This window comes from Micromonospora sp. C31 (assembly GCF_018070575.1).
Classification (GTDB): Bacteria; Actinomycetota; Actinomycetes; order Mycobacteriales; family Micromonosporaceae; genus Micromonospora.
Map to the genome: position 1 here is coordinate 257,216 of NZ_JAGPXN010000005.1, position 26,511 is coordinate 283,726.

Annotated in this window: 23 protein-coding genes, 1 tRNA gene and 2 pseudogenes; 11 read left to right on the plus strand and 15 right to left on the minus strand. The window is 71.8% G+C overall.

Annotated elements, in window-relative coordinates; genetic code table 11:
• Window positions 1–192 precede the first annotated feature (192 nt).
• Window positions 193–1,563, plus strand: a complete 1,371-nt coding sequence (locus KBX06_RS09975) for a hypothetical protein (RefSeq protein ID WP_247685555.1) — start codon at window positions 193–195, stop codon at window positions 1,561–1,563.
• A gap of 4 nt (window positions 1,564–1,567) precedes the next feature.
• Here KBX06_RS09975 and coaE read toward each other — a convergent pair whose 3' ends face one another.
• Complete coding sequence (gene coaE, locus KBX06_RS09980) at window positions 1,568–2,749, minus strand: dephospho-CoA kinase (RefSeq protein WP_210834211.1); 1,182 nt, start codon at window positions 2,747–2,749, stop codon at window positions 1,568–1,570.
• 118 nt (window positions 2,750–2,867) lie between these two features.
• Between coaE and KBX06_RS09985 the strand changes: the two genes are divergently transcribed.
• Together KBX06_RS09985 and KBX06_RS09990 are read left to right on the plus strand one after the other, a co-directional pair.
• A complete protein-coding gene (locus KBX06_RS09985; RefSeq protein ID WP_210834169.1) occupies window positions 2,868–3,401 on the plus strand; it encodes a PadR family transcriptional regulator in 534 nt (177 codons plus the stop codon).
• Complete coding sequence (locus KBX06_RS09990) at window positions 3,385–4,017, plus strand: GyrI-like domain-containing protein (RefSeq protein ID WP_210834170.1); 633 nt, start codon at window positions 3,385–3,387, stop codon at window positions 4,015–4,017. Before KBX06_RS09985 ends, KBX06_RS09990 begins: the two co-directional genes overlap by 17 nt.
• Before the next feature lie 69 nt (window positions 4,018–4,086).
• Here KBX06_RS09990 and rpsA read toward each other — a convergent pair whose 3' ends face one another.
• Window positions 4,087–5,682 carry a 30S ribosomal protein S1 gene (gene rpsA / locus KBX06_RS09995; protein WP_210834171.1) on the minus strand — a complete coding sequence of 532 codons (1,596 nt, stop codon included), beginning with the start codon at window positions 5,680–5,682 and terminating at the stop codon, window positions 4,087–4,089.
• Window positions 5,683–5,978: 296 nt separating this feature from the next.
• Here rpsA and KBX06_RS10000 point away from each other — a divergent pair, with 296 nt between their 5' ends.
• From KBX06_RS10000 to KBX06_RS10010, 3 genes and pseudogenes are all read left to right on the plus strand, one after another.
• A complete protein-coding gene (locus KBX06_RS10000; RefSeq protein WP_210834172.1) occupies window positions 5,979–6,842 on the plus strand; it encodes a class I SAM-dependent methyltransferase in 864 nt (287 codons plus the stop codon).
• A gap of 481 nt (window positions 6,843–7,323) precedes the next feature.
• Window positions 7,324–7,545, plus strand: a complete 222-nt coding sequence (locus tag KBX06_RS10005; protein ID WP_210834173.1) for a DUF2945 domain-containing protein — start codon at window positions 7,324–7,326, stop codon at window positions 7,543–7,545.
• Window positions 7,532–7,876: pseudogene (locus KBX06_RS10010) on the plus strand (DUF3140 domain-containing protein); the annotation flags it as partial. The gene KBX06_RS10005 and the pseudogene KBX06_RS10010, both read left to right, overlap by 14 nt.
• Window positions 7,877–8,062: 186 nt before the next feature.
• Here KBX06_RS10010 and polA read toward each other — a convergent pair.
• The 11 genes from polA to KBX06_RS10065 form a co-directional block, all read right to left on the minus strand.
• Window positions 8,063–10,762 carry a DNA polymerase I gene (gene polA, locus KBX06_RS10015; protein WP_210834175.1) on the minus strand — a complete coding sequence of 900 codons (2,700 nt, stop codon included), beginning with the start codon at window positions 10,760–10,762 and terminating at the stop codon, window positions 8,063–8,065.
• An 88-nt stretch (window positions 10,763–10,850) separates the two neighbouring features.
• Window positions 10,851–11,660: an amino acid ABC transporter ATP-binding protein gene (locus tag KBX06_RS10020; RefSeq protein ID WP_305798281.1), complete on the minus strand. Its 810-nt coding sequence runs from the start codon at window positions 11,658–11,660 to the stop codon at window positions 10,851–10,853.
• Complete coding sequence (locus KBX06_RS10025) at window positions 11,657–12,637, minus strand: amino acid ABC transporter permease (RefSeq protein ID WP_210834176.1); 981 nt, start codon at window positions 12,635–12,637, stop codon at window positions 11,657–11,659. Before KBX06_RS10025 ends, KBX06_RS10020 begins: the two co-directional genes overlap by 4 nt.
• A gap of 2 nt (window positions 12,638–12,639) precedes the next feature.
• Window positions 12,640–13,551, minus strand: coding sequence for an ABC transporter substrate-binding protein (locus tag KBX06_RS10030; protein ID WP_210834177.1), 912 nt, complete (start codon window positions 13,549–13,551; stop codon window positions 12,640–12,642).
• A 33-nt stretch (window positions 13,552–13,584) separates the two neighbouring features.
• Window positions 13,585–14,295, minus strand: a complete 711-nt coding sequence (locus KBX06_RS10035) for an ABC transporter ATP-binding protein (protein WP_101411744.1) — start codon at window positions 14,293–14,295, stop codon at window positions 13,585–13,587.
• Entirely contained in the window at window positions 14,285–15,130 is an 846-nt protein-coding gene (locus KBX06_RS10040) for an ABC transporter ATP-binding protein (protein WP_374225604.1), read from the minus strand. Before KBX06_RS10040 ends, KBX06_RS10035 begins: the two co-directional genes overlap by 11 nt.
• Complete coding sequence (locus KBX06_RS10045; protein ID WP_210834178.1) at window positions 15,123–16,232, minus strand: branched-chain amino acid ABC transporter permease; 1,110 nt, start codon at window positions 16,230–16,232, stop codon at window positions 15,123–15,125. The genes KBX06_RS10040 and KBX06_RS10045 overlap by 8 nt, the downstream gene beginning before the upstream one ends.
• Window positions 16,229–17,179 (minus strand): branched-chain amino acid ABC transporter permease, encoded by a 951-nt coding sequence (locus tag KBX06_RS10050; RefSeq protein WP_210834179.1) that lies wholly within the window; start codon window positions 17,177–17,179, stop codon window positions 16,229–16,231. Before KBX06_RS10050 ends, KBX06_RS10045 begins: the two co-directional genes overlap by 4 nt.
• Window positions 17,180–17,286: 107 nt before the next feature.
• Window positions 17,287–18,447: a branched-chain amino acid ABC transporter substrate-binding protein gene (locus KBX06_RS10055; protein WP_210834180.1), complete on the minus strand. Its 1,161-nt coding sequence runs from the start codon at window positions 18,445–18,447 to the stop codon at window positions 17,287–17,289.
• A 259-nt stretch (window positions 18,448–18,706) separates the two neighbouring features.
• The gene (locus KBX06_RS10060) at window positions 18,707–19,873 is read right to left on the minus strand and encodes a hypothetical protein (protein WP_210834181.1); all 1,167 of its coding nucleotides are present in this window, start codon (window positions 19,871–19,873) and stop codon (window positions 18,707–18,709) included.
• An 82-nt stretch (window positions 19,874–19,955) separates the two neighbouring features.
• On the minus strand, window positions 19,956–20,576 hold the full coding sequence (locus KBX06_RS10065) for an ANTAR domain-containing response regulator (RefSeq protein WP_210834182.1): 621 nt from the start codon (window positions 20,574–20,576) through the stop codon (window positions 19,956–19,958).
• Window positions 20,577–20,670: 94 nt separating this feature from the next.
• Between KBX06_RS10065 and KBX06_RS10070 the strand changes: the two genes are divergently transcribed.
• From KBX06_RS10070 to KBX06_RS28445, 3 genes and pseudogenes are all read left to right on the plus strand, one after another.
• A tRNA-Leu gene (locus tag KBX06_RS10070) sits at window positions 20,671–20,748 on the plus strand.
• 15 nt (window positions 20,749–20,763) lie between these two features.
• A pseudogene (locus KBX06_RS28440) lies at window positions 20,764–20,850 on the plus strand (hypothetical protein); the annotation flags it as partial.
• A gap of 46 nt (window positions 20,851–20,896) precedes the next feature.
• Window positions 20,897–21,526, plus strand: coding sequence for a transcriptional regulator (locus tag KBX06_RS28445; protein WP_307854547.1), 630 nt, complete (start codon window positions 20,897–20,899; stop codon window positions 21,524–21,526).
• 37 nt (window positions 21,527–21,563) lie between these two features.
• On the opposite strand, the gene KBX06_RS10080 is transcribed toward KBX06_RS28445, so the two are convergent.
• Entirely contained in the window at window positions 21,564–22,742 is a 1,179-nt protein-coding gene (locus tag KBX06_RS10080) for a PLP-dependent aspartate aminotransferase family protein (protein WP_210834183.1), read from the minus strand.
• An 82-nt stretch (window positions 22,743–22,824) separates the two neighbouring features.
• On the opposite strand from KBX06_RS10080, the gene KBX06_RS10085 reads away from it, so the two are divergent.
• Both KBX06_RS10085 and KBX06_RS10090 read left to right on the plus strand, forming a co-directional pair.
• A complete protein-coding gene (locus KBX06_RS10085; protein WP_210834184.1) occupies window positions 22,825–23,304 on the plus strand; it encodes an Lrp/AsnC family transcriptional regulator in 480 nt (159 codons plus the stop codon).
• Window positions 23,305–23,383: 79 nt separating this feature from the next.
• On the plus strand, window positions 23,384–24,394 hold the full coding sequence (locus KBX06_RS10090) for an LLM class flavin-dependent oxidoreductase (RefSeq protein WP_374225606.1): 1,011 nt from the start codon (window positions 23,384–23,386) through the stop codon (window positions 24,392–24,394).
• A gap of 287 nt (window positions 24,395–24,681) precedes the next feature.
• Here KBX06_RS10090 and KBX06_RS10095 read toward each other — a convergent pair.
• Window positions 24,682–26,511 (minus strand): rhamnogalacturonan lyase (locus tag KBX06_RS10095; protein WP_305798282.1); only part of this gene is annotated, 1,830 nt, incomplete at its 5' end.

Below are 26,511 nucleotides of genomic sequence, written 5' to 3' on the forward strand. Positions count from 1 at the left end.
GCCCGGCGTGCGCACCCGACGTGGTCGCGCGTGAGGCGCTGACCGGCCGCCGCGAGCGCCCCTGCTCGTCACCCCACCGGGGCGAGCCCCGTTCAACCTCCCGTGGAGACCTCCGCCGCCCGTTCCGGCCCGACACACCCGCCGCAGGACCCCCCGCCGCCCGGCGACGCCCACACCGGGGGCGTCCCACGGGTGGTGACCGGCCGTCGGCGCACCGTCCTGCTGGCGCTCGCGGCCGTGGCCGTGCTCTCGGCCGCCGCGCTGGTCGTGGGGCTGGCGAGCTGGGCGCCCGAGCGGCCGGAACAGCCGAGGGCGCTGACGGGCGACGAGCGCGAGCGACTGGCCGCGATGCGGGTCACCAACTACCGGGACCTGCGGGCCGCGGTACGCGTGACGGCGGGCACCGGCGCGGCGCGTACCGAACTGGTCGGCTGGGTCGACTGGTCCCGGCCGCTGGTCTACCTCGACGTCGGCGGGCCCGGCGCGGGCGCCGGGCGCGGGCTGCTCCAGGCCACCCCCACCGTGGTCCTGCTGCGCCCCGACCCGACGGCCGTGCCGACCCCCGCACCGCCCCCGCTGGTGCCGCCGACGGACCGCTGGCGGCTGCACGACCCGCCCGCCGGGCAGGGGCTGGCCGCCGTGCTGCAACTGATCTTCGGCCTCGCCACGGACCGCCCGGATCCGCCGGCCGACGCCGCGCGCCGGGTCGGTGGCGCCACGGTCGGGGCGGCTCCGGTCGACATCCTCCAGGCGCCGCCGCCCGGTCCCGGCACGTCGGTCCCGCCCTCGTCGCCGGACGGGCACCCGCGCTACTGGCTCGACCACGACGCCCGGCTGCACCGGCTGGAGACCGGGCTGGCCGGCGTCGGACCGGTGACCGTACAGCTCAACCGGACCGACCGGCCGACGCTGCGGCCGGTCAACGCCCTCGGCGGGCGGGCCGGGCAGCCCCGGGCCCTGACCACGGCCGAACGGGATCGGTTGGACCGGCTGCCCGCCCGGCTGCGCGCCCGTGGTGGCGCCGCCGTGACGCTGACCGCGCCCGTGGCCGCCGCCACCAACCTGCGCGGCTCGGGCTGGGTGAGCTGGAGCCAGCGGGCCGCGTACGTGGCCGTCGCCGACCTCGGCGTGCCGCAGCGCCGGACGCTGCTGCGCGTCGACGGCGCCGGAGTGAGCCGGGCGGAGGTGCCGGCCGCGGTGGTTCCGGGCAGCGTGGAGTCGCCCGGCCGGCCGCCGTTGCCGCCGCCCGCCCGGGGCTGGCGGGCCGACGCGCGGCGGGCGGGTGAGCTGGGACTGCTGCTCGACACGGCGCTGCGGGCCGCCGGCTCGGGCGGGCGGGGCGCCGCCGTACGGGTACGCGGCGACGCCGTCGCCGGGAGGACCGTCGACGTCGTCGAGCTGCGTACGGCGCGGGGGCCGCTGCGCTACTGGATCGACCGCTCCGGCGCGCTGCGCCGCCTGGAGCTGCGCACCAGCGCCGGCGCCTGGGCCCAGCTCGACCTGGCGCCCGACACGGTGCCCCGGCTCACCCCCGCGCCCCGGCCCTCGGCGCGGGGACGCTGACCGGTCAGGGCCGCCAGCCCGTCTGCGCCGCCCACTGCTCGGCGCGCAGGTGCTCCTCGTCGAACCACGGGTCCTTCGCGGTCGTCCAGGCGGCGCTGTCCGGGGCGGAGGTCGCCAGCTCCCGCTTCAGCACCAGGTAGGCAGCCCGCTGGTCCGGGTCGGCACGCAGGTGGTCGCGCATCAGCAGCGCGTACCGCCAGCCGGGCGAGTCGACCGGGCGGACGTGCAGGTGCACGGGGCGACCGGGGTCGGCGCTGCCGTGCAGCCGCTTCTCCCACCGGGCGCTGCCGGGCGGGCGGGGGTGGTCCCACCAGTCGCCGGGCAGGCGCGGGAAACCCGCCGCCGCGAGCCGTTCGGCCAGCGGCCCGTCCGCGTCGGCGAGGGTCGGGACGGTGAGCTGGATGTCGATCACGTCCTTGGCCGCGAGCCCCGGGACCGCGGTCGAGCCGATGTGGTCGACGCGCAGGTCGGCGGGGGCGAGCGCGTGCCGGATCCGGGCGGCCAGCCGCGCGTACTGCTGCGGCCAGGTCGGGTCGGCCTCCGCCAGGCCGACCCGGTCCGGCCGGACCGGCCGCCGCTCGCGCAGGTTCGCTTCGAAGGGCCGCAGCCGCTCGCGCCACAGCGCGTCGACGGCCGCGTGCAGGTCGGCGACGCTGCCGTCGTTGGTCAGCAGCACGTCCGCCGCGGCCCGCCGCCGGGCGTCGTCGGCCTGCGCGGCGATGCGCCGCTCGGCCTCCGCCCGGTCCATCCCCCGGTCGCGGGCCAGCCGCTCCAGCCGGGTGGCCACCTCCGTCTGCACCACGACCACCAGGTGGTACGTGGGCGCGAGCCCCACCTCCACCAGCAGCGGCACGTCGTTGACCACGATCGCGTCGGGTCCCGCCGCGGCGGCCAGGTCGGCGGAGCGGGCCCGGACGCGGGGATGCGTGATCGCCTCCAGGCGGCGGCGCGCCGTCTCGTCGGCGAACACCAGCGCGCCCAGCGCCGCCCGGTCGAGGGCGCCGTCCGCGGCCAGGATCCGGTCGGAGAACTCCGCGACGATCTCGGCCAGCCCCTCGGTGCCCGGCGCGACCACCTCCCGGGCCAGGCGGTCGGAGTCGATCACCACCGCGCCGCACTCGGCCAGCCGCCTCGCCACGGCGCTCTTGCCCGACCCGATTCCCCCGGTCAGTCCCACCTTCAGCACGGCACCAGTCAACCCGATCACCACCACGCCGCCGGCACCGGGGCACCTCGTCCGGGCGCTCACCGCGCCTCCTTCACGGGGGGCCCACCACGGCCTATTCCAGTAATAGAATAGAAGCGTGGACCTGACCCCCGCCGAGCTGACCGTGCTGGGTCTGATCATCGAACGCGCCCGCCACGGCTACGACCTGGAGCGGGTGATCGAGCAGCGCGGCATCCGGCAGTGGTCCGACGTCGGGTTCTCCTCGATCTACTATCTGCTGGCCAAGCTGGAGAAGCGCGGTCTGGTCCACGCTCCCGAGGCGCCCGCCAGCGCCAGGTCCCGCCGCGTGTTCCACGCCACCGCAGAGGGCCGGCAGGTTGCGGGGCGCACCGTGCTGGCCCTCATCGAGCAGCCGCGGCCGGTCCGGCACCCGCTTCTCGTCGGCATCGCCAACCTGCCCCTGCTCACCGACCGGGAGTACGCGGCGGCGCTGCGCGCCCGGCTGGCCCGGGTCGAGGCCCGCATCGAGTCGGTCCGGGCGGCACAACAGGCGCAGTCCCCCCTCCCGCGACCGGCGCGCGAGGTGTTCTCGTACTCACTGAGCCTCCTGGAGGCAGAGAGGCAGTGGCTCGCCACCCGGGCCCAGGTTCCTGATGACGGACAAGACTGACTTCAAGAAGTCCGACGCCTACCAGGCCGAACGCGGCCGGTTCCGGATCGTGGACGTGCCCGACACGCAGTACCTGATGATCGACGGCGACGGCGACCCGAACACCTCGCCGGCGTTCGCCGACGCCGTGCAGGCCCTCTACCCCGTGGCCTACAAGCTGAAGTTCGCCAGCGGTCGCGACCTCGGCCGCGACTACGTCGTACCGCCCCTGGAGGGCCTGTGGTGGGCCGAGGAGATGGATTCCTTCACCACCCGACGCGACAAGTCACGCTGGAGCTGGACACTGATGATCATGACTCCGGGCTGGATCGGCCGGGACATGTTCACCGCCGCCGTGGCGCGGGCCGGGGCCCGCAACCGCCCGACGCGTCTCGACGACGTCCGGCTGGAGACCCTCTCCGAGGGGCGGTGCGTGCAGACGCTGCACGTCGGTTCCTTCGACGACGAGGCCGAGGTGCTGGCGCGACTGCACGGTGGGTTCGTGCCGGGCAACGGGCTGCGGATGGTCGGCAGACACCACGAGATCTACCTCAGCGACTTCCGCAGGGTCGCACCCGAGAGGCGCCGCACCATCCTGCGGCAACCGGTCGCCGACGACGCGGCACCGGCTGCGTGAGCAGAGACGGGAGCCCCGCCCCCGGCGATCTCGCGATCGCGGGGACGGGGCCCGTCGTCGTTCAGCGGGTCACTTGCCGCCGGCGAGCTTCTCCCGCAGAGCGGCGAGCGCCTCGTCGGTGGCCAGGGTGCCGGCCGGCTCCTCGGCCTGACGGCTCGGGGCCGCGCTGGTCGAGGTGGTGGTGCCACCCGTGGCAACGGGCGGGGCCGGGTTGGCAGCGGCCTCGGCGTCGGCGGCCCGGGAGGTCTGCACCTGCTTGGTGTGGGCCTCCCAACGCTGACGCGCCTCGGCGTACTGGTTCTCCCAGGTCTCGCGCTGCTTGTCGTACCCCTCGAGCCACTCGCCCGTCTCCGGGTCGAAGCCCTCCGGGTAGATGTAGTTGCCCTCGGTGTCGTAGGTCGCGGCCATGCCGTAGAGGGTCGGGTCGAAGTGCTCCTCGCCCTCGACGAAGCCCTCGTTGGCCTGCTTGAGCGACAGCGAGATCCGGCGACGCTCCAGGTCGATGTCGATGACCTTGACCATGACCTCGGAGCCGACCTGGACGACCTGCTCCGGGATCTCCACGTGACGCTCGGCCAGCTCGGAGATGTGGACCAGGCCCTCGATGCCGTCGTCCACCCGGACGAAGGCGCCGAACGGCACCAGCTTGGTGACCTTACCCGGCACGATCTGCTGGATCGCGTGGGTGCGGGCGAACTGACGCCACGGGTCCTCCTGGGTCGCCTTCAGCGACAGCGAGACCCGCTCGCGGTCCAGGTCGACGTCCAGGACCTCGACCTCGACCTCCTGGCCGACCTCGACGACCTCGGACGGGTGGTCGATGTGCTTCCAGGACAGCTCGGAGACGTGCACCAGGCCGTCCACGCCGCCCAGGTCGACGAACGCGCCGAAGTTGACGATCGAGGACACGACGCCCTTGCGGACCTGGCCCTTCTGCAGCTTGTTGAGGAACTCGGTGCGCACCTCGGACTGCGTCTGCTCCAGCCAGGCCCGGCGGGACAGGACCACGTTGTTGCGGTTCTTGTCCAGCTCGATGATCTTGGCTTCGAGCTCGCGGCCGACGTACGGCTGCAGGTCGCGCACCCGACGCATCTCGACCAGGGAGGCGGGCAGGAAGCCGCGCAGCCCGATGTCGAGGATGAGGCCACCCTTGACCACTTCGATGACCGAGCCGCGGACGACGCCGTCCTCGTCCTTGATCTTCTCGATGGTGCCCCAGGCCCGCTCGTACTGCGCCCGCTTCTTGGAGAGGATCAGACGACCCTCCTTGTCCTCCTTCTGGAGGACCAGGGCCTCGATGTGGTCACCAACCGAAACGACCTCGGCCGGGTCCACGTCGTGCTTGATCGACAACTCCCGAGAGGGGATGACGCCCTCGGTCTTGTAGCCGATGTCGAGCAGGACCTCGTCCCGATCGACCTTGACGACGGTGCCTTCGACAATGTCGCCGTCATTGAAGTACTTGATGGTCTCGTCGATCGCGGCGAGGAAAGCCTCCTCGGAACCGAGATCGTCGTGGGTGACCCGGGTGGCGCTCGAGGGGGCCTCGATGCTGCTCGTCATGTGGGCGGTTGCTCCGGTCGGATGGTGTGTCACAGCAGGCTGGTGTGTCGCGGTGACCTGTTCGCGCCAGCGGATCCGTCGCCGGGCACACCGAAAGATCATCGCGTGAGATCATGGATGTGGCTCCGCCAGTGGTCCCGGAGACCGCGCACCTGCTCCCTGCCGAGGCACACGATCCGCGAGCGCATCGTCTAGCCTACCCGCTGCATTACCACAGCGTGCAAGGCCTCCCGTCCTGTCGCCGCCTCGTCCGCTGCGAAAGCGGAGATATCGGCAGGAAGCCGTCGCAGGTGTCGCGTCCGTCACAGGGGCATCACCGTGAACGGTAGCGCCGGACGCCGCGCCACGCACCGCGGGGGTCGCCCGGCAGGCGGCGCCGCCGGGACTAGCGTGAGCGGGTGGATGACGACAGCCGGGTGACCCGGCGCCGGGTCGGCGACGCCGAGGCCCGCCGGGCGAGCCGCCGCTGGTGGGACACCGACGCCGACGACTACCAGGCGGAGCACGGCCGCTTCCTCGGCGACCTGGACTTCGTCTGGTGCCCCGAGGGCGTGCGGGAGGCCGACGTACGGCTGCTGGGCGACCTCGCCGGGCGGCGGGTGCTGGAACTCGGCTGCGGGGCCGCCGCCGCCGCACGGTGGCTCGCCACCCAAGGTGCCCGGCCGGTCGCCCTGGACCTGTCCGCCGGGATGTTGCGGCACGCCGCGCTCGCCGCCGCGCGCACCGGCGTACGCGTGCCGCTGGTGCAGGCCGACGCGCTGGCGCTGCCCTTCCCCGACGCCGCGTTCGACACGGCCTGCACGGCGTTCGGGGCGGTCCCGTTCGTGGCCGACTCGGCGGCGGTCATGCGCGAGGTCTTCCGGGTGCTGCGCCCCGGCGGCCGGTGGGTCTTCTCGGTGACCCACCCGATGCGGTGGATCTTCCTCGACGATCCCGGCGAGGGCGGGCTGACCGCGGTGCACTCGTACTTCGACCGCTCCCCCTACGTGGAGCAGGACGAGGCCGGCGACGCCACCTACGTCGAGCAGCACCGCACGCTCGGCGACCGGATCCGCGAGATCGTGGGCGCCGGGTTCCGCCTGGTCGACCTGGTGGAGCCGGAGTGGCCCGAGGGGCACGAGGGGATCTGGGGGCAGTGGAGCCCGCTGCGCGGCCGGCTCTTCCCCGGCACCGCCATCTTCGTCGCGGAGAAGCCCGCCCGAGCGAGCCGGACAGTCGGTGCGACGTCCGAGGCGGACCGCGGGGTTACGCTGAGCCGGTGAGCGCCGAGCCGATCGCGACACCACCTGGCCCCTGGTGTCCGGACCCGATCCGGCAGCAGCGTGCCGACCACACGCTGGAGGACCTGCTCGACCTGCCGGACGACGCCCCCCGCGTCGAACTCGTCGACGGAGTCGTCCAGGTGACACCCTCCCCACCCTGGGCCACCAGGGCATCTCTCTGCTGCTCGCGCACTGGCTGCTGCAGCACACGCCCGGGCACCTCCGGGTCGCCCAGGCGGTCGGCGTCGCGCTGAACACGAACACCAGCAGCCAGCCGGACGTGTTGCTGCGAAAGGCCGAGGTGCCGTCCGGCGGAGCGAGCGGATCGGACCGGGCGGCGAGCGGCAGTACGAACTCGTCGCCGACAGCCCTGAGCTGATCGAGCTGACCGAGCCGTTCGAGATCAAACTCCCGGTCGCCGAGATCGCCCCGTAACCCGACGCCGTCGTTTTCACCGCGCGACCCCGGGTAACCGCGCCGCATGGCGGAGCAGAGCGAGTTCCGCGAGGGCGACCACGTCTCCTGGGCCAGCCACAGCGGCCGGGCGTACGGCGTGGTGAGGGAGAAGATCACCGAACGGACGCACGTACGCGGGCACACCGTGGACGCGTCCCCGGACGACCCGCAGTACCGGATCCGCAACGACGACCCGGGGCGCGACGTCGCGCACCGACCGGAGGTGTTGCGCCATGAGCAGGGGTGAGAAGGACCCGGACACCTACCGGGAGTTCACCGAGGCGGTGAACATGAAGCCGGCCGAGCTGTCGACCTGGCTGGAGACCGACGAGTCGAAGCAGGTCGGCTGGCACAAGGGCGGACGCTCCGGCGGCGGCGAGTCGGTCGGCCACGAGTCCGGCCGGAAGATCATCAGCCTGCTGCGACGCAAACGCGACGAACTCTCCGAGGGCGACTACCGGCACATGCGCAAGGTCGTCGGCTACGTCCGCCGGCACATGGCGCAGCGCCCCTCCGGCGACGTGCGCGACACGAAGTGGCGCTGGTCGCTGATGAACTGGGGCCACGACCCGCTCAAGTGATGAGGACCGGGGCCGCGATCACCTGGCGGCGGAACACCGATCCGACCAGCCCCTGATCAACGGCCGCAGCAGCGCAGACCACCACGGACACGGCAGGGTTTCCGGGGCAGCCCGACCCGCGCAGGGATCAAGCCTGACCGCCCGGAGCGGGTCGGGCCGCCCCGGAAACGCCACCTGGAGAAATCAGTGGTCGGCGCTGTTCCAGTCCCGGCCCTCGCCGACGGAGACCTCCAACGGCACCGAGAGCGGATGCGCCGCGCCCATCTCCCGCCGGACCAGCGCCTCCAGGGTCTCCCGTTCGCCGGGGGCGACCTCGAAGACCAGCTCGTCGTGCACCTGGAGCAGCATCCGCGAGCGCAGGCCCGCCTCCCGCAGGGCGGTGTCGACGTGCAGCATGGCGACCTTGATGATGTCGGCCGCCGAGCCCTGGATGGGAGCGTTGAGCGCCATCCGCTCGGCCATCTCGCGGCGCTGCCGGTTGTCGCTGACCAGGTCGGGCAGGTAGCGGCGGCGGCCCAGGATGGTCGAGGTGTAGCCGTCGTGCCGGGCGCGGGCGACGACCTCCTGGAGGTAGTCGCGTACCCCGCCGAAACCGGCGAAGTAGTTCTCCATCAGCCCGCGCGCCTCCTCGGCGGTGATCCCGAGCTGCTGGGAGAGGCCGAACGCGCTCAGCCCGTACGCCAGGCCGTAGTTCATCGCCTTGATCTTGCGCCGCTGGTCGGCGGTGACCTCGCCCACCGGCACCCCGAAGACCGACGAGGCGGTGGCGGCGTGGAAGTCGGCGCCGGAGTTGAACGCCTCGATGAGCGCCTCGTCCGACGACAGGTGCGCCATGATCCGCATCTCGATCTGGCTGTAGTCGGCGGTCAGCAGGCAGTCGTAGCCCTCCCCCACCACGAAGGCCCGCCGGATGCGGCGACCCTCCTCGGTGCGGATCGGGATGTTCTGCAGGTTGGGCTCGGTCGAGGAGAGCCGACCGGTGGCCGCCACCGTCTGGTTGAACGTGGTGTGGATGCGGCCGTCGTCGGAGACCGACTTGAGCAGCCCGTCGACGGTCGTCTTCAGCTTCGCCACGTCGCGGTGGCGCAGCAGGTGGGCCAGCACCGGGTGCGGGTTCTGCGCGTGCAGCCACTGCAGGGCGTCGGCGTCGGTGGTGTAGCCGGTCTTGATCTTCTTGGTCTTTGGCAGGCCCAGCTCGCCGAAGAGGATCTCCTGCAACTGCTTCGGCGAGCCGAGGTTGAACTCCCGATTGACCGACTCGTACGCCCTCTGGGCGGCGGCCTTCACCTCGGCGGCGAAGTGTGCCTCCAGCTCGGAGAGGTAGTGCGTGTCGGCGGCGATGCCGGTGCGCTCCATGCCGGCTAGCACCCGCATCAGCGGCAGCTCCACCCCGGCCATCAGCCGCGCCGACTGCTCGCCGTCGCGGGACAGCTCGGCGTCGATCGCGTCGGCCAGGTCGAGGGTGGCACGGGCCTGGAGCATGAGGTTCTGCTCCGCCTCGCCCTCGTTGCCGAGCCCCTCCAGGGTGAGCTGGCCGGTCTCCGGGGCGTCGACCCGCAGCTCGCGGTGCAGGTAGCGCAGGGCCAGGTCGGTCAGGTCGTAGGAGCGCTGGTCGGGGCGGGCCAGGTAGGCGGCGATCTGGGTGTCGCGCAGGATGCCCTCCAGGCGCCAGCCGTGCGCGGCGAACGCCAGCACCGCCGGCTTGCTGTCGTGCAGCACCTTGGGCCGCCCGGCGTCGGCCAGCCAGGCCGCCAGGGCCGCCTCGTCGGTCGGCTCCAGCGTGGCGGGATCGACCCAGGCCGCCGCGCCGCCGGCGGTGGCCAGCGCCAGCCCGGTCACCGAGGCGGTGTGCCGGCGGTTGGGGCCCGTGTCGAGCTTCGCCGCCACGCCCACCGGGATGTCGGCCGGCGCGTGCGTCTCCAGCCACCCGGCGAGCGCCCCGGGCTCGGTGAGCACCTCGCCGGTCAGGTCGAAGCCGGACTCGGCCTCCGGCTCCACCGCCTCCAGGTACTGGTAGAGCCGGTCGCGCAGGATGCGGAACTCGAGGGTGTCGAAGACCTGGTGGACGGCCTCGCGGTCCCACCCCTCCCAGCGCGCGTCCTCGGGGCGCAGCGGCAGTTCCAGGTCGGAGACGAGACAGTTGATCTCGTAGTTGCGGATCACGTCGGCGAGCCGCTCGCGCAGGCTGTCGCCGGCCTTGCCCTTGATCTCGTCGGCCCGCGCGACGACCCCGTCGACCCCGCCGTAGGTGTTGATCCACTTGGCGGCCGTCTTCGGGCCGACGCCCGGGACGCCCGGCAGGTTGTCGCTGGTCTCGCCGACCAGGGCGGCCAGGTCGCGGTAGCGCTGCGGGGCGACGCCGTACTTCGCCTCGATCGCCGCCGGGTCCATCCGGGCCAGGTCGGAGACGCCCTTGCGCGGGTAGAGCACCGTGATCCGGTCGCCGACGAGCTGGAAGGCGTCGCGGTCGCCACTGCTGATCAGCACCGACATGCCCTGGTCGCGGGCCTGGCAGGCGAGGGTGGCGATGATGTCGTCGGCCTCGAAACCCTCCTTCTCCACCACCGGGATGCGCAGCGCCGCGAGGACCTCCTTGACCAGACTCACCTGGCCCTTGAAGTCGGTCGGGGTCTCGCTGCGGCCGGCCTTGTATTCCGCGTACTTCTCCGTGCGGAAGGAGCGGCGGGAGACGTCGAAGGCGACGACGATGTGCGTCGGCTGCTCGTCGCGCAGCACGTTGATCAGCATGGACGTGAAGCCGTAGACGGCGTTGGTCGGCTGCCCCGTCGTGGTGGAGAAGTTTTCCACGGGCAGGGCGAAGAACGCCCGGTATGCCATGGAATGTCCGTCGACGAGGAGCAGGCGCGGCGTCGTAGCTGTCACGGCAGCGACTCTAGCCGCCCGCTCCGACACTCCCGGACACCGGCACGGACGCCGGCACGGCCCGGACGGGGCCGCGCCGGCGTACCGCTCAGAGGACCTTGGCCAGGAACGCCTTCGTCCGGTCGTGCCGGGGGTTGGCGATCACCTCGCGGGGCACCCCGGACTCGACCACGACGCCGTCGTCCATGAAGACCAGCGAGTCGCCGACCTCGCGGGCGAAGCCGATCTCGTGGGTGACCACGATCATCGTCATGCCGTCGCGGGCCAGGTCCTTCATCACGTCGAGCACCTCGCCGACCAGCTCGGGGTCGAGCGCGCTGGTCGGCTCGTCGAAGAGCATCAGCTTCGGCTGCATCGCCAGCGCCCGGGCGATCGCCACCCGCTGCTGCTGCCCGCCGGAGAGCTGGCTCGGGTAGTTGCCGATCTTGTCGCCCAGCCCCACCCGCTCCAGCAGCGCGGCGGCCCGCTCCCGGGCGGTGGCCTTCTTCTCCCGGCCCAGCAGCACCGGCGCCTCGGCGACGTTCTGCAGGGCGGTCATGTGCGGGAAGAGATTGAACCGCTGGAACACCATGCCGATCGCCCGGCGCTGCGCGGCGACGTCGGACTCCCGCATCTCGTGCAGCTTGCCGCCGCGCTCGCGGTAGCCGATCAGGTCGCCGTCCACCCAGATGCGGCCGGCGTTGATCTTCTCCAGGTGGTTGATGCAGCGCAGGAACGTCGACTTGCCGGAGCCGGAGGGGCCCAGCAGGCAGCACACCTCGCCGCTGCGGACCTCCAGGTCGATGCCCTTGAGCACCTCGATCGGCCCGAACGACTTGTGCACCTGCTCGGCCCGGACCATCGGCCCGGACTCCACCGCGGGCTCGCCGGCCTGCGCCGGCACCGTCAGCTCGGTCATGCGCCCCCCGCCTTCCCGGTCGTGCCGCCGCTCTCCGCCGCGACCCCCCGCAGCCTGGTCCTGGCCCGCCCGCTGCGCCGCACGCCCTTGGAGAAGTGCCGCTCCAGGTAGTACTGCCCGACCAGCAGCACGCTGGTCAGCAGCAGGTACCAGATGGTCGCCGCCACCAACATCGGGAAGACCTGGAAGGTCCGGCTGCCGACGGCCCTGAGCTGGAAGAACAGCTCCATCGAGACCGGCACGAAGGCGACCAGCGAGGTGTCCTTGAGCATGGCGATGGTCTCGTTGCCGGTCGGCGGGACGATCACCCGCATGGCCTGCGGCAGCACGATGCGGCGCAGGATCTGCGACCGCTTCATGCCCAGCGCCTGCGCGGCCTCCGTCTGCCCCTCGTCGACCGACTGGATGCCGGCCCGGACGATCTCCGCCATGTAGGCGGCCTCCGAGAGGCCCAGCGCCAGCATGCCGGCTACGAAGCCGGTCAGGATGTCCACCGCAGAGAAGCCGAACAGCCGCGCCTCGAAGTCGTCGACCCCGAACAGGGCGCCGATCTGGCGGTCGAAGGGCAGCCCGAACTCGATGCGCGCCCAGAGGATGCCCAGGTTGCCGAAGAGGATCGCCAGCACCAGCCGGGGCACGGCCCGGAAGAACCAGGTGTACGCCCAGGCGACGCCGCGCAGGATCGGGTTCTCCGAAAGCCGCATGACGGCGATGACGACGCCCAGCACGATGCCGATCAGCATGGCGGTCAGCAGCAGCGCGATGCTGCCGCGTACCCCCGCCATGATCGGCGGGCGGAACATCTCGTCGACCATGAACGACCAGTTGAACGCCTTGTTCGTCACCAGCAGGTGCACGAACATGGCCACCAGCACCCCGATCACGGCGACGGCGACCCACCGCCCGGGATGCCGCACGGGCACGGCGCGGATGGGTTCCGGCCGTGCCCGTTCGGGTGAATCAGTCTCGACCGGCATGGTCAGCTGGTCGGGTTCAGCGCCGGGGTCGTGATGGCGCCGCCCTCGACGCCCCACTTCTTCAGCGCGCCCTCGTACGAGCCGTCGGCGATGACCGCCGTGACGGCCTCCTTCAGCACCTCGGCGAACGCGGCCTGGTCCTTCTTCACCGCGTAGCCGTACGGGGCCGACTCGTAGATGTCACCGAGCACCTCGAGCTGGCCGTTGCTCTGCTTCACCGCGTACGCGCCGACCGGGGAGTCGGCCAGCATGGCGTCGTCCTTGCCGCTGACCACGGCGGCCGTGGCGTCGCTCTGCGCCTGGTACTGGTCGATGGTGATCGCCGGCTTGCCGGCGTCGGTGCACTTCTTCGACCGGGCGGTGATGTCATCGAGCTGCACGGTGCCGACCTGCACGGCGATCTTCTTGCCGCAGGCGTTCTCGGGGTCGACCTTGGCCGGGTTGCCGGCCTTGGTCGCCCACTGGGTGCCGGCGGAGAAGTAGCTGACCATGTTGACGGTCTTCATCCGCTCGGCGTTGATGGTGAACGAGGAGACGCCGACCTCGTACTTGCCGGAGTCGACACCGGGCAGGATCGCGTCGAACGGCGCCGACTCGTACTCGGCCTTGAGGCCGAGCTTCTGCGCGACCGCGTTGAACAGCTCGATGTCGAAGCCGACGATGGTCTTGCCGTCGGCGTCGAGGAACTCCGCCGGGGCGTACGTCGAGTCGGTGCCGACCTTGATCACGCCGTCGGCCTTGATGGCGTCGGGCACCTTCGCGGCCAGCGCCGAGTCGGCGGCGGCGGTGACGCTCGGGCCGGCGCCGGGCTGCTCGGTGTTCTCCTTCTCGCCGCAGCCGGCCAGCGAGAGGGCGAGCAGCGCGGCGCCGGTGACGCCGAGGGCGGCCCGGCGGCCACCACTGATGAGGAACATGGGGTACTCCTTGCGATGAGGGGTGACGGTCGGTCAGGCCACGCCGAGGTAGGCCTCTTTGACCGCCGGGTCGTGCAGCAGCTCGGCGCCGGTGCCGCTCTTGACGATCCGGCCGGTCTCCAGCACGTACGCCCGGTGGGCCCGGGCCAGCGCCTGCTGGGCGTTCTGCTCCACCAGCAGGACGGTGGTGCCCTGTTGGTTGATCTCGACGATGATGTCGAAGATCTGCTGGATCAGCATCGGGGCCAGACCCATCGAGGGCTCGTCGAGCAGCAGCAGCTTCGGCCGGCTCATCAGCGCCCGCCCGACGGCCAGCATCTGCTGCTCGCCGCCGGAGAGGGTGCCGCCCTGCTGCCTGCGCCGCTCGGCCAGGCGCGGGAAGAGCCCCAGCACCCGGTCGAGGTCCTGGGCGATGCCGGCGCGGTCACGCCGGGTGTACGCCCCCATGTCCAGGTTCTCCAGCACCGTCATGCCCGGGAAGATCCCGCGGCCCTCGGGGGCCTGACACAGCCCCCGCCGGACCCGCAGGTCCGCCCGGAGCTTCGTGATGTCCTCACCGTCGAACCGGATGCTGCCGCTGGCGACCGGCCGGATCCCGGAGATCGCCCGCATCGTGGTCGACTTGCCGGCGCCGTTGGCGCCGATCAGGGCGACGATCTCGCCCTCGTCCACCGTCAGGCTGATGCCGTGCAGCGCCTGGATCCGCCCGTAGAGCAGGCTCACATCGTCGATCTCAAGCAGCATCGTCCGGCACCCCCAGGTACGCCGCGATCACCTTCGGGTTCTCCCGCACCTCGGCGGGCAGCCCATCGGCGATCTTCTTCCCGAACTCCAGCACCACGATCCGGTCGGTGACCCCCATGACCAGGCGCATGTCGTGCTCGATGAGCAGCACGGTCACGCCGGTGTCGCGGATCTGCCGGATGAGCTGGAGCAGTTCCTCCTTCTCCGCCGGGTTGAAGCCGGCGGCCGGCTCGTCCAGGCAGAGCAGCACCGGGTCGGTGGCCAGCGCGCGGGCGATCTCCAGCCGCCGCTGCTCGCCGTAGGAGAGGTTGCGGGCGAACTCGTGCATCCGCTTGCGGATGCCGACGAACTCCAGCAGGCGCTCGGCCTTCTCCCGGCCCTCGCGCTCTTCCCTCCGGTGCCGGGGCAGGCGGAACAGCGCGGAGACGACACTGGTCTTGTGGTGCGCGTCGGCGCCGACCTGGACGTTCTCCAGCGCCGTCATCTCGGGAAAGAGGCGGATGTTCTGGAACGTCCGCGCCATGCCCATCTGAGTGATCTGGTGCCGCTTCTTACCGCTGATCTTCTGACCGCGGAACCGGATCTGCCCCTCGGTGGGCTGGTAGATGCCGGTCATGGCGTTGAAGCAGGTGGTCTTGCCGGCGCCGTTCGGGCCGATCAGACCGAGGATCTCGCCCTTGTAGAGGGTGAAGTCCACCTCGTTCAGGGCGACCACGCCGCCGAAGCGCAGCGTGACGTTGTCGACCTCCAGCAGCGGCTCCCGGGCGGGCACCGCCTCCACTGCCGGCGCGCCGGCCTGCGCCGGAACGACCGGCGTCTGCTCGGTGTCACTCACCGACGGTCACCTCCTTGCGACGATCCTTGAACTCCGCCGCACGTCGTCGGTTGGGGATCAGACCCTCCGGCCGGAAGATCATCATGATCACCAGCACCAGGCCGAAGAACAGGAACCGGTACTCGTACAGCTCGACGCCGAACAGCTCGATGCCGCGGAACCGCTCGATCATGTACGCCACCAGACCACCGCCGACGATCGCGCCGACGATGTTGCCGGAGCCACCGAAGATGACCGCGGCCAGGATGATGATCGAGTTCAGCAGCTCGAAGTTCTGCGAGTTGACGAAGTTCTGCTTGCCCGCGAAGAGCGCGCCGGCCAGACCGGCGATCGCGGCACCCGCGGCGAACGCCCACAGCTTGAACTTGAACGTCGGCACGCCCATGAGCTGCGCGGCGTCCTCGTCCTCGCGGATGGAGATCCAGGCCCGCCCGACCCGACTGTGGGTCAGGTTCCGCACCCCGATGACCACCAGGATGATCAGCGTGAGCACCAGCCAGTAGTACGGCCGGGCGTCGAGCACGCCGAAGACCGGCTTGCCGTCGGCGAACTCGCCCGGCGGGTGCGGGATCTGGTTGAAGCCGCGCTGGCCCTTGAGGAACTCCGAGCTGACCGCACCGATCCGGATCATCTCGGCGAAGCCGAGCGTCACCAGCGCCAGGTAGTCGCCGCGCAGTCGCAGGGTCGGCGTACCGAGCATCACGCCGGAGACCATCGTCAGGGCGATCGCCACCGGCACCGCCAGCAGCCAGGGCCACATCGCCTTGAGGTCGCTGCTCGGCGAGGTCAGCACCGCCACGGTGTACGCGCCGACGGCGAAGAACCCGAAGTAGCCGAGGTCGAGCAGGCCGGCGAAGCCGACCACGATGTTCAGACCGACGGCCAGCAGCACGTAGATCGAGACGGTGAACATCACCTGGGTGAAGTTCGCGCCGGGGGTCGGGATCGGCCCCAGGTACTGGTAGAACTCCCTGTTCGGCAGCGCGTAGAAGAACGCGATCACCGCGGCCAGCAGCGCCCAGCGCACCCAGCGCGGTGCGTGGTGCCACCGGTCGCCGACCGCCTCGCGGCCGGAGCGCACCTTGTCCAAGACGGTCGTCATGCCCGTGCCCTCCCCAGCGACTCACCCAGCAGGCCGGTCGGCCGGAACATCAGCAGCACCACCAGCAGCGCGAAGGCGGCGAAGTCCTTCCACTGCGTGCCGAACAGGCCGGAGGCGTAGTTCTCCACCACGCCCAGCAGCAGACCGCCGACGAGCGCACCGCGCAGGTTGCCGATACCGCCGAGCACCGCCGCGGTGAACGCCTTGAGGCCGAGCAGGAAGCCGACGCTGTAGGTGAGGGTCTGGATCCGCACGTCGTAGAGCAGGCCGGCGACGCCGGCCATGCTGCCGCCGGCGATGAAGACGATCATGATGATCCGGTCCTTGTTCACGCCCATCAGCGCGGCGGTGTTGGCGTCCTGGGCGACCGCCCGGATGCCGCGACCGACCCGGCTGCGGTTGATGAACATGTCCAGCGCGATCATCATCACCAGCGCGGCGCCGATGGTGAGCAGTTGGACGGCGTCGATGGGCACGCCGAAGATGCGGAACAGCGGTTCCTGGCCGACCAGGATCGGGGCACCCTCCGGACGGCGTCGGGTCCAGATGCCGAACGCCTCGGCGATGGCGATGGACGCGCCGATCGCGGTGATGAGGAAGGCCAGTGGCGGGGCGTTGCGCTTACGCAGCGGCCGGTACGCCACCCGTTCGATGACCGTTGCGGTGGTCGCCGAGGCGATCGCCGCGACAACCATCGCCACGAGAAGATAGAAGATGATCGAGCCGGCCCCGCTCACCTGCGAGTTCTGGTCGAGGCCGAACCAGTTCCAGGTCCAGATCGCGAAGAACGCGCCGGCGATGAAGACCTCGGAGTGGGCGAAGTTGATGAGTTTCAACACGCCGTAGACCAGCGTGTAGCCCAGCGCGACCAGGGCGTAGATCGCGCCCTGCGTCAGGCCGGTCGTGGTGAGTTCTCCGAAGTTGGAGAACAGTCCGTCGAAGTTCAAGGGAGGGACGCTCCATCAGTGTCTGGAGAGAAAAATGGGGTGCGGCCGGGAGCGAGCTCCCGGCCGCACCCGCGATCACAACTCAATCGCCGTAGCAGCGACCGGCATCAGGACTTCGGGATCTCCTGGTCCGGAACGACCTTGCCACCGACGACCTTGAAGGCCCAGACCTTCACCTGCGCGGGGTCGAGCTCGCCGCCCTCGACGAACTTGTAGGTCGCCGCGACGCCCTCGCCGCTGTAGCCCTTCACGAACTCCAGCAGGCCCTCGCGGGTGGTCTTGCCCGCCTTGATGCCGGCGAGCAGGATGTTCGCCGCGTCGTAGGCCGTGTCGCTGTAGGTGCCCGGCTCGGTGCCGTTGAGCGCCTTGAACTCCTCCTTGAAGGTGCCACGCGCCTCGGCGGCCGGCTGGCACGGGCAGGTGAGGATGGTGCCCTCGGCCGCCGCCGCGCCAGCGGAGGTGATGTACGCGGCGTCGTTCACGCCGTCGCCGGCGACCATCGGGGCGGTGATCCCGGCAGCGGTGAGCTGCTTACGGATCAGGCCGGCCTCCTGGTAGTAGCCGCCGTAGAAGACCGCGTCGACGTTGGCGGCCTTGACCTTGGTGACCACGGCCGAGAACTCGACCTGCTTGCCGTCGCCCTGGACCTTGTCCGAGCCGACGACCGCCGGGCCGAGCAGCTTCTTGACCTCGTCGGCCAGGCCGGCGCCGTACGCGGACTGGTCGTCGATGACGTAGACCTTCTCGGCCTTCAGCACGTTCTTGATGTAGTTGCCGGCCCCCGGGCCCTGGCTCAGGTCGTTGCCGACCGCGCGGAAGAAGGTCTTCCAGCCCTGCTTCGCCAGCGTCGGGTTCGTCGCGGACGGGGTGATGGTCACCAGACCGGCCTCGTTGAAGAGCGGGCCGGCGGCCTCGGACTCACCCGAGTAGGCCGGGCCGACGATGCCAAGGATCTTGGTGTCGTCGATGGCCTTCTGCGCCAACTGCGGCGCCTGGTCCGGGCTGCCCTGCGAGTCCAGCGGGACCAGCTCGACCTTGCAGTCGGCGTTTTCCTTGTTGTACTTGTCGACCGCCAGCTTGACGCCGTTGTTCTCGTTGATGCCCAGCGCGGCCGAGGGGCCGGTCAGTGCACCGAAGAACGCGATCTTGTTGCCGCAGGCGTCCCCACCGGACGCCGTGTCGTCGCTACCGCTGGAGCATGCGGTGCCGCCGGCGACGAGCGCCAGCATGGCGGCCCCACCGATAACGCGCGCGAGCTTCTGCCTCAAGGCCCGAACCCTCCTCCGTCCAATGGTCCGAACCACCCGCTGCCGATTGGCCCTTGCGGGGGCGGACGAACCAGACCGTCGTCGCCGGTCTGGGGCCGGACGCTATCCCACCTTTCAGCTGTGACGAAAGCCCCAGGGGAGGGGGTTGACCGAACCGTTACACGGCGTGGCGGATTCGAAGCGTTCGCTGTAAGAACCGTCGGTCGCGAAAGGCTCTCACCTTCGTTTCGTCGGTAACGGGCCAGCCTTCCTCCGCCCCCTACCGATCGATGACTGGCAACCCCGCTGACCAGGCACGGGATCCCTCACCGTCATCGGTCACCAACAGCAGTCGATCGCCCTGCGACGCCACCGCGACGGCAGTGTTCCCACCATCCGACACCACGACAGGCATCGCCATCACCCGCCACGAGTCGCCCATATCGACGGAGAGCCACAGTCCGCGATCACCGCCGTCCCCGGTCACCGCGACCAACTCACGCCCGGCCGGCACCAGGGCGTCGACCGAGGACACCCCCGGGCCGGCCGCGCCGAACCCGCCGACCCGACGCCACTCGGCGCCCGCCAGCCGCCACACGCCGAACCCGTCGCGTACCGGGCCGAGGGCCACCACCGCGCCGTCGACCGACGCCACCCGCTGCGCCTGGCCACGCCCGTCCGGCACCGGCAGCGCCACCCGCCGCCAGGCCCGCCCGTCGGCCGAACTCCAGGCCAGGGGCGCCTGCGCCGTCGCGCCGGACGGCAGCACCGCGCCCACCACCCACCAACCCGACGGCACGGCCACCGCGTCGTACGCGACCGTCCGGCCGCGCCCGTCGCCGGCGAGTTCCGCGACGCCCTCCCGGATCGTGAACCGCTCGCCGTCCGGCGACGTCCAGACCGCCGCCCCGTCGACCCGCGCCCCCGCGATCAGCCAACCGCCCGGGCCCGCCGCCAGCCGCGCCACGCTCACCGCGCGCGGGCCGGCGTACAGCTCGAACGGCGCCGGCACCTCCCGCAGCCGCCCGCCCGACGACTGCGACCAGGTGCCCGTGCGCGGGTTGCCGTGCGCGCCGCCGTTCTTGGCCCCGAGCGCCGCCAGCCGGCCCGCGCGGCACGCCGCCGCGTAGAGCACGTGCTGGCGGCCGTAGTGGCTCGACGGCGACAACGACAGCGGCGTCCACGACACGCCGTCGGCGCTGCTCCAGGCCGCCGGCCGGGTCTCCCCCGCCGCATCGGCCAACCCGCCCACCACGTACCACCGGCCGGCGCAGGCCACGGCGTCACGCAGCAACGGCCGGCCGGGAGCGCCCGGCGGCGCCGGCAGGGTCAGGGGCTGCCAGCGCGGGCGCAGCGGTTCGTCGGCGGGCTCCGCCGGGGCCCGGTCGCAGCCGACCAGGAGCAACGCGAGGACACCGAGCACCGCCACCAGTCGCCGGGTCCACATGGATCAGATGCTATCGATCAACCGGCCCCGCGAGGAGTCCCCGGAGCGCTCTGCGGCGTGTCGCGTCGCCCCGGAGGGCGGGTCAGGAGGCGGGCTGGGCGACCTCGCCGCCGGCGGTCTCGGCGAGGATCCGCTCGGCGACCTCCTTCATGGTCATCCGGTGGTCCATCGCCGTGCGCTGGATCCACTTGAACGCCTGCGGCTCGGTCATCCCGTACGCCGTCATGAGCGCGCCCTTGGCGCGCTCGACCGTCTTGCGGATCTCCAGCCGGTCGGTCAGGCCCGCGACCTCCGCCTCCAGGGCGGCGATCTCCGAGTAGCGCGACAGCGCGATCTCCACCGCCGGCACCAGGTCGCTCTTCTGAAAGGGCTTCACGAGGTACGCCATCGCGCCGGCCGCCCGGGCCCGCTCCACCAGGTCACGCTGGCTGAACGCGGTCAGGATGATCACCGGGGCGATCCGCGCGCCCGCGATCCGCTCGGCGGCGGCCAGCCCGTCCATGATCGGCATCTTGATGTCGAGGATGACCAGGTCCGGCTTCAACTCCTCGGCGAGCCGCACGGCGGTCTCCCCGTCGCCGGCCTCACCGACGACCTCGTACCCCTCCTCGACCAGCATCTCGGCGAGGTCCAGCCGGATCAGCGCCTCGTCCTCGGCGATCAGAACGCGCCTGCGCTCGACGTCCGTCTGCGTCTCGGCCACGAGCAACTCCCACAAGTCTGTGCTCGACACCCGCGGTGCCGGGTGTCGCCGCCCTTAGCGTAGTGGGTAGTCTGTCAGGGCCGAATCGTGGAACGCCCTCGTAGCCCAACCGGCAGCAGGCAATGGACTCAAAATCCATACAGTGTGGGTTCGAATCCCACCGAGGGCACCAGAAATTGTCGTACGCATGTTCGACAGTGGTGAGGTGCATCCACCCGAGATCCGCGCTCGCGCCCGGCGGTTGTACCTCTCCGGAGCGAGCATCGCCGACACCGCCCGCAGTGTCGGCCTCTCCTACCGCACCGTGTGGCACTGGTGTCGTGAGCGGCCAGAACCGCTCATGCGGCCGACTGCGCTGCTTCCGCTGCCGACCGATCCCCGACAATCCGACAGACCTGGCCGCCTACGCCTACCTCCTGGGCCTCTACCTCGGCGACGGCCACCTCGTCACGACCGCACGCGTCCCGGTGCTACGCATCTACTGCTCGGACGCCTGGCCCGACCTGATCACCCGCTGCGAGCAGGCCCCGCGAGACGTGCTGGCTGGTGCCGTGCAGCGGGTGCAGAAGCAGGGCTGCGTAGACGTACAGAGTTACGGCCGACACTGGCTGTGTCTGCTGCCCCAGCACGGGCCCGGCAAGAAGCACGAACGGCCGATCGTCCTCGTCGACTGGCAGAAGGAGATCGTCACCAGGTTCGTGGGTGACTTCGTGCGCGGCCTGTTCCACTCCGACGGATGCCGCTTCGCCAACCGGGTCTCCGTCCGGGGCAAAGAGTACGTCTACCCCCGCTACATGTTCACCAACGAGTCGACCGACATCATGGGCCTCTGCCAGTGGGCGTTGGACCTGCTCGGCATCGCCTGGCGGATGAACCGCCGCAATTCCCTCTCCGTTGCGCGCCGGGAGGCCGTCGCCGCCCTCGACCGCCACGTGGGTCCGAAGTCCTGACCCGACGGCCGAGCGTCACCCGGCCGACGGCCGAGCATCAGCCGAGTTCGGCGAGGGCCTGGGACAGGTCGGCGCGCAGGTCCTCCGGGTCCTCCAGGCCCACCGAGATGCGCAGCAGGCCCCCGCAGGGCTTGGCCTCCCCCTCGACGGGTCGGTGGGTCAGCGAGGCCGGGTGCTGGATGAGGGTGTCGACGCCGCCCAGCGACACCGCGTGGGTGATCAGCCGGCAGGCGTTCGCCACGGCGGACGCGGCGGACGCGCCGCCGCGTACCTCGAAGGCGAGCAGGCTGCCGGGGCCGCTCAGCTGCCGTCCGACGAGCCCGGCGGGGTCGTGCAGCGACGGGTGGTGCACCTGCGCGACGGCGGGGTGGGTGGCGAGCCAGGCGGCGAGCTTCTCGGCGCCGGCCTGCTGGGCGCGGACCCGCAGCGGCAGGGTCTGCAGGCCGCGGTGCAGCAGGTACGCGCCGAGCGGGTGCAGGATCGCGCCGGTGAGCGCGCGGACCTGGCGCAGCCGGGCGGCCCAGTCGGCGTCGCAGGCGACCACGCCGGCGAGGACGTCGCCGTGCCCGCCGATGCTCTTGGTGGCGCTGTGCAGCACGAGCGTGGCGCCGTGCCGGGTGGGTTGCTGGAGCACGGGGGTGGCGACGGTGTTGTCGACGAGCAGCGGCACGTCGCCGGCGGCCCGGGCGAGGGCGGCGATGTCGACCAGGTCGAGGGTGGGGTTGGCCGGGGTCTCGGCGATCACCAGGGCGGTGTCGGGTCCGACTGCGGCGGCGACCTCGTCGGGGCGGGCCCAGGTGACGGTGGTGCCGAGCAGGCCGGTGGCGAGGACGTGGTCGGTGCCGCCGTAGAGGGGGCGGACGGCGACGAGGTGCCGCTTGCCGTCCCTGGTGGCGGCGAGCAGGGCGGCGGTGAGGGCGGCCATGCCGCTGGCGAAGGCGACGGCGTCGGTGGTGCCCTCGAGGTCGGCGAGGGCGGTCTCGAAGCGGGCCACGGTGGGGTTCCACAGCCGCTGGTAGACGGCGCTGCCGCCGACGGGGAGGGTGCCTCCGGTGGCGAGGGTCTCGTACGCGTCGCCGCCGGCGTCGACCGACGGCAGCGGGTTGGTGGTGGAGAAGTCGATGGGCGGCACGTGGACGCCGAGGGCGGCGAGGTCGTCGCGGCCGGCGTGCACGGCTCTGGTGTCCACGGTCGTCATGTCGGAAGGATCGAACATGCCGTCAACCAAGGGCAATAGTTCCGAACATGATTCGGTAATTGCCTTGGATACCGGGGCGGATTCGATGGATGATGATCGCATGCCCCTTGCGACGAATGATGTGCGGCGGTTCGCCGACCTGGACGACACCGACCGGGCGATCCTGTCGGAGCTGACCGCCGACGGCCGGCTGCCGAACAACGCCCTCGCCGAGCGGGTCGGGGTGGCCCCGTCGACGTGTCTGACCCGCACCCGGGCCCTGCGCGAGTGCGGGGCGATCCGCGGGTTCCACGCGGAGGTGGATCCGGCGGCGGTGGGGCTGCCGTTGCAGGCGCTGGTGTCGGTGCGGCTGACCGCGCACGAGCGGGCGGCGGTGGACGCGTTCCGGGCCCGGTCCGTACGGCTGCCGGGGGTGGTGGCGGTGTTCCACGTGGCGGGCGCGGAGGACTACGTGCTGCACGTGCGGGCGGCCTCGGCGGACGCGCTGCGGGACTTCGTGCTGGACCATCTGGCCGTCGACCCGGCGGTGCTGCACACCCAGACGAGTCTGATCTTCGAGCAGGCGCGCGGCATGGGGTGAGCCCCGGTCGGCGCGTCGGGCACCATCAGCCCGGTTGCTCCGGGGAATAAACCCGAGGTCGGCGGGGTTGGCCAAGCGTGTGATCAACGTACCGCTGTCTGTTCTCGATCTCGCTCCCGTCGCGGCCGGCGCCACCGCCGGCGCGGCGCTGCGGCACACCACCGAGCTGGCCCGGCGCACGGAGGAACTCGGGTACCGCCGGTTCTGGGTGGCCGAGCATCACAACATGCCGGCGATCGCGAGTTCCGCCCCGGCGGTGCTGCTCGCACACCTGGCGGCGCACACGTCGACGATCCGGCTGGGCTCGGGCGGGGTGATGCTGCCCAACCACGCGCCGCTGGTCGTGGCCGAGCAGTTCGGCACACTGGAGGCGCTGCACCCGGGCCGCATCGACCTGGGCATCGGCCGCGCCCCGGGCACCGACCAGGTGACCGCGCTGGCGCTGCGCCGGACGACGGACGGGCTGTCGGCGGAGGGCTTCCCCCGGGAGCTGGCGGACCTGATGAACTACTTCAGCGGCGAGCGGCCGGGGCCGATCACGGCCACCCCCGGCCTCGGCGAGCAGCCGGCGGTCTGGCTGCTCGGCTCCAGCGGGTTCAGCGCCCAGCTCGCCGGGCTGCTGGGCCTGCCGTTCTCCTTCGCGCACCACTTCAGCGCGCAGCACACGGTGCCGGCGCTGGCGCTGTACCGGCAGCACTTCCGACCGTCGAAGTGGCTGGACGCGCCGTACGCGATGGTGGCCGTCAACGCGGTGTGCGCGGACACCGACGAGCGGGCGGAGTGGCTGGCGGGGCCGGCGTTGCTGTCGTTCCTGCGGCTGCGCTCGGGTCGCCTGGAGCCCCTGTCGACGCCGGACGAGGCGGCGGCCCACCCGTACACGGAGGCCGAGCGCGAGTTCATGCGCCAGCGCCGGGAGAGTCAGGCGACGGGCTCCCCGGAGACGGTACGGCGGCAGCTCGGTGCGCTGCTGGCGCGTACCGGCGCCGACGAGCTGATGCTGACCACGCTGGTGTACGACGTGGCCGACCGGGTGCGCTCGTACGAGCTGATCGCCGGGCAGGTGGCCGGTGGCCTGCGCCGCGAGGGCTGAAACACGATCTTCACGTCGGCGTCACCGGGGCGACGCGTGGCCCGTCTAGCTTTGTCCTCGGTGGTGGTACGGCATTCCCGGTCGGGACGGGTCGGGGGTGCCGCGGTGTGGGGCACCGGGCCGGAGCTGTGCGGATTCCGCGGCTGCGGTCCGGTGCCCGATCTGCCTCGCGACCGTGGCCCGGCGCCCGATCTGCCTCGCGACCGTGGCCCGGCGCCCGTTCGGCCCCGTGACCGGTCGCCGGCCGACGGAGCGCCGCGAGGCGCCGCCGCCGGCCGAGCACCGGCTCAGCGGAGGTGGATGTCGGGCCTGGGCGGGGCGGCCATCCGGTCGCCGATGAAGAAGCCCGGGTGCGGGGGCTGGTTGTAGGCGGTGTTCTGCCAGGCGACCGCGACCCGGTACTGCGGGTCGTGCATGAGGGTGTGGATGCGGGTGCCGGTGGGCGAGGGCGTGCTGTAGATCCGTAGGGCCCGGCTGTCGGTGGTGCGCCAGACGACCTCCTCGCGCCAGTCGCCGAACAGGTCGGCGGAGAGCGCCGGGTTGGACTTGGTGCCGTTGTTCGTCGCCACGCCGCTGGCGGTCAGCAGACGGGTGTCGCCGCCGGTGCCGTACTTGTCGATCCGGGTGCCGTCGAGCAGTTCCCTGACGGGGTCGCCGTCCCACCAGGCGAGGAAGTTCGCCGAGGACGGCCGGCGTCCGACCACGGCACCGTTGGCGCCGTACAGGTCACCCATGTGGGTGCCGGCGCCCCAGAACTCGGCGCCGGGGTTGCCGGCGTGGATGTCGGCGGCGACGCCCCGGCCCGGGCCCTCGGCTCCGCCGTTGTCCGGCCGTTGCCAGACGACCTGACCGGTGCGGGCGTCGTGCAGGTCGGCCGCCGGCTGGTTGCCGGACTCGTGGATCGTGAAGACCTCCAGGCCGGCGCGGGCGGGGACGAGGTCGCCGACGTGCAGGGCGTCGCCGTGGCCGAAGCGGGTGGCGTACATGAGACGGCCGTCGTCGTCGATGGTGGCCGACCCGTACACGATCTCCTGCCGGCCGTCGGCGTCGACGTCGGCGACGGACAGGTTGTGGTTGCCCTGGCCGTGGGCGGCGCCGTTGCCCGAGACGTTGGAGTCGAAGGTCCACCGCTTGCGCAGGGTGCCGTCGCGGAAGTCCCAGGCTGCCACGACCGCGCGGGTGTAGTAGCCCCGGGCCATCACCAGTGAGGGCCGTCGCCCGTCGAGGTAGGCGGTGGCGGCGAGGAACCGGTCGACCCGGTTGCCGTAGTTGTCACCCCAGGAGGAGACCGTGCCGCGCGGCGGGTCGTAGTTGACGGTGGACAGGACCGCGCCGGTGTGGCCGTCGAACATGGTCAGGTACTCGGGGCCGGCGAGGACGTACCCGCTGGAGTTACGGTGGTCGGCGGTGGCGGAGCCGATCACCTGGCCGGTGCCGGAGCGGGTGCCGTCGGCCGTCTTCATGGCCACCTCGGCGCGGCCGTCGCCGTCGTAGTCGTACACCTGGAACTGGGTGTAGTGGGCACCGGCGCGGATGTTGCGGCCCAGGTCGACGCGCCACAGCCGGGTGCCGGTGAGGGTGTACGCGTCGACGTACACGTTGCCGGTGTAGCCGGACTGGGAGTTGTCCTTGGCGTTGGACGGCTCCCACTTGACCACGAACTCGTAGTCGCCGTCGCCGTCGAGGTCGCCGACGGAGGCGTCGTTGGCGGAGTACGTGTAGCTCTCGCCGCTCGGCGTGCTCGCGCCCGGCGGCACCTGCAACGGCACGTCGAGGTACCCGGCGGGGAACTGGAGCGCGACCGCGGAGGCGGCCTGTTCCACACCACCGACCACGGCGCGCACCGTGTAGGTCGCGCCGGCCGCCGCGCCGCTGTCGAGGTAGTTGGTGGCCCCGGTGATCGGGCTGCCGTTGACCCTGGTCGCGCCGCGGTAGAGGTTGAAGGCCACCCCGGTGGTCTCGGTGCCGAGCAGCCGCCAGGAGACCAGGTTGCCGGTGCCGGAGCGGACGCTGACCAGGCCCCGGTCGAGGTCCTCCATCTGCACCGCCCCGGGTGGGGGTTCGGTGGTCGGCGGCGGGGTGGGGGGCGGGGCGGTGGTCGGCGGCGGGGTGGTGGG

Excerpts from the sequence above, each read along its gene's own strand:
- KBX06_RS09990 (WP_210834170.1), top strand. The coding sequence starts at position 3,385 with ATGACGGACAAGACTGACTTCAAGAAGTCCGACGCCTACCAGGCCGAA.
- rpsA (WP_210834171.1), bottom strand. The coding sequence starts at position 5,682 with ATGATCTTTCGGTGTGCCCGGCGACGGATCCGCTGGCGCGAACAGGTC.
- KBX06_RS10005 (WP_210834173.1), top strand. The coding sequence starts at position 7,324 with ATGGCGGAGCAGAGCGAGTTCCGCGAGGGCGACCACGTCTCCTGGGCC.
- KBX06_RS10020 (WP_305798281.1), bottom strand. The coding sequence starts at position 11,660 with ATGACCGAGCTGACGGTGCCGGCGCAGGCCGGCGAGCCCGCGGTGGAG.
- KBX06_RS10025 (WP_210834176.1), bottom strand. The coding sequence starts at position 12,637 with ATGCCGGTCGAGACTGATTCACCCGAACGGGCACGGCCGGAACCCATC.
- KBX06_RS10030 (WP_210834177.1), bottom strand. The coding sequence starts at position 13,551 with ATGTTCCTCATCAGTGGTGGCCGCCGGGCCGCCCTCGGCGTCACCGGC.
- KBX06_RS10035 (WP_101411744.1), bottom strand. The coding sequence starts at position 14,295 with ATGCTGCTTGAGATCGACGATGTGAGCCTGCTCTACGGGCGGATCCAG.
- KBX06_RS10045 (WP_210834178.1), bottom strand. The coding sequence starts at position 16,232 with ATGACGACCGTCTTGGACAAGGTGCGCTCCGGCCGCGAGGCGGTCGGC.
- KBX06_RS10060 (WP_210834181.1), bottom strand. The coding sequence starts at position 19,873 with ATGTGGACCCGGCGACTGGTGGCGGTGCTCGGTGTCCTCGCGTTGCTC.
- KBX06_RS10080 (WP_210834183.1), bottom strand. The coding sequence starts at position 22,742 with ATGTTCGATCCTTCCGACATGACGACCGTGGACACCAGAGCCGTGCAC.
- KBX06_RS10085 (WP_210834184.1), top strand. The coding sequence starts at position 22,825 with ATGCCCCTTGCGACGAATGATGTGCGGCGGTTCGCCGACCTGGACGAC.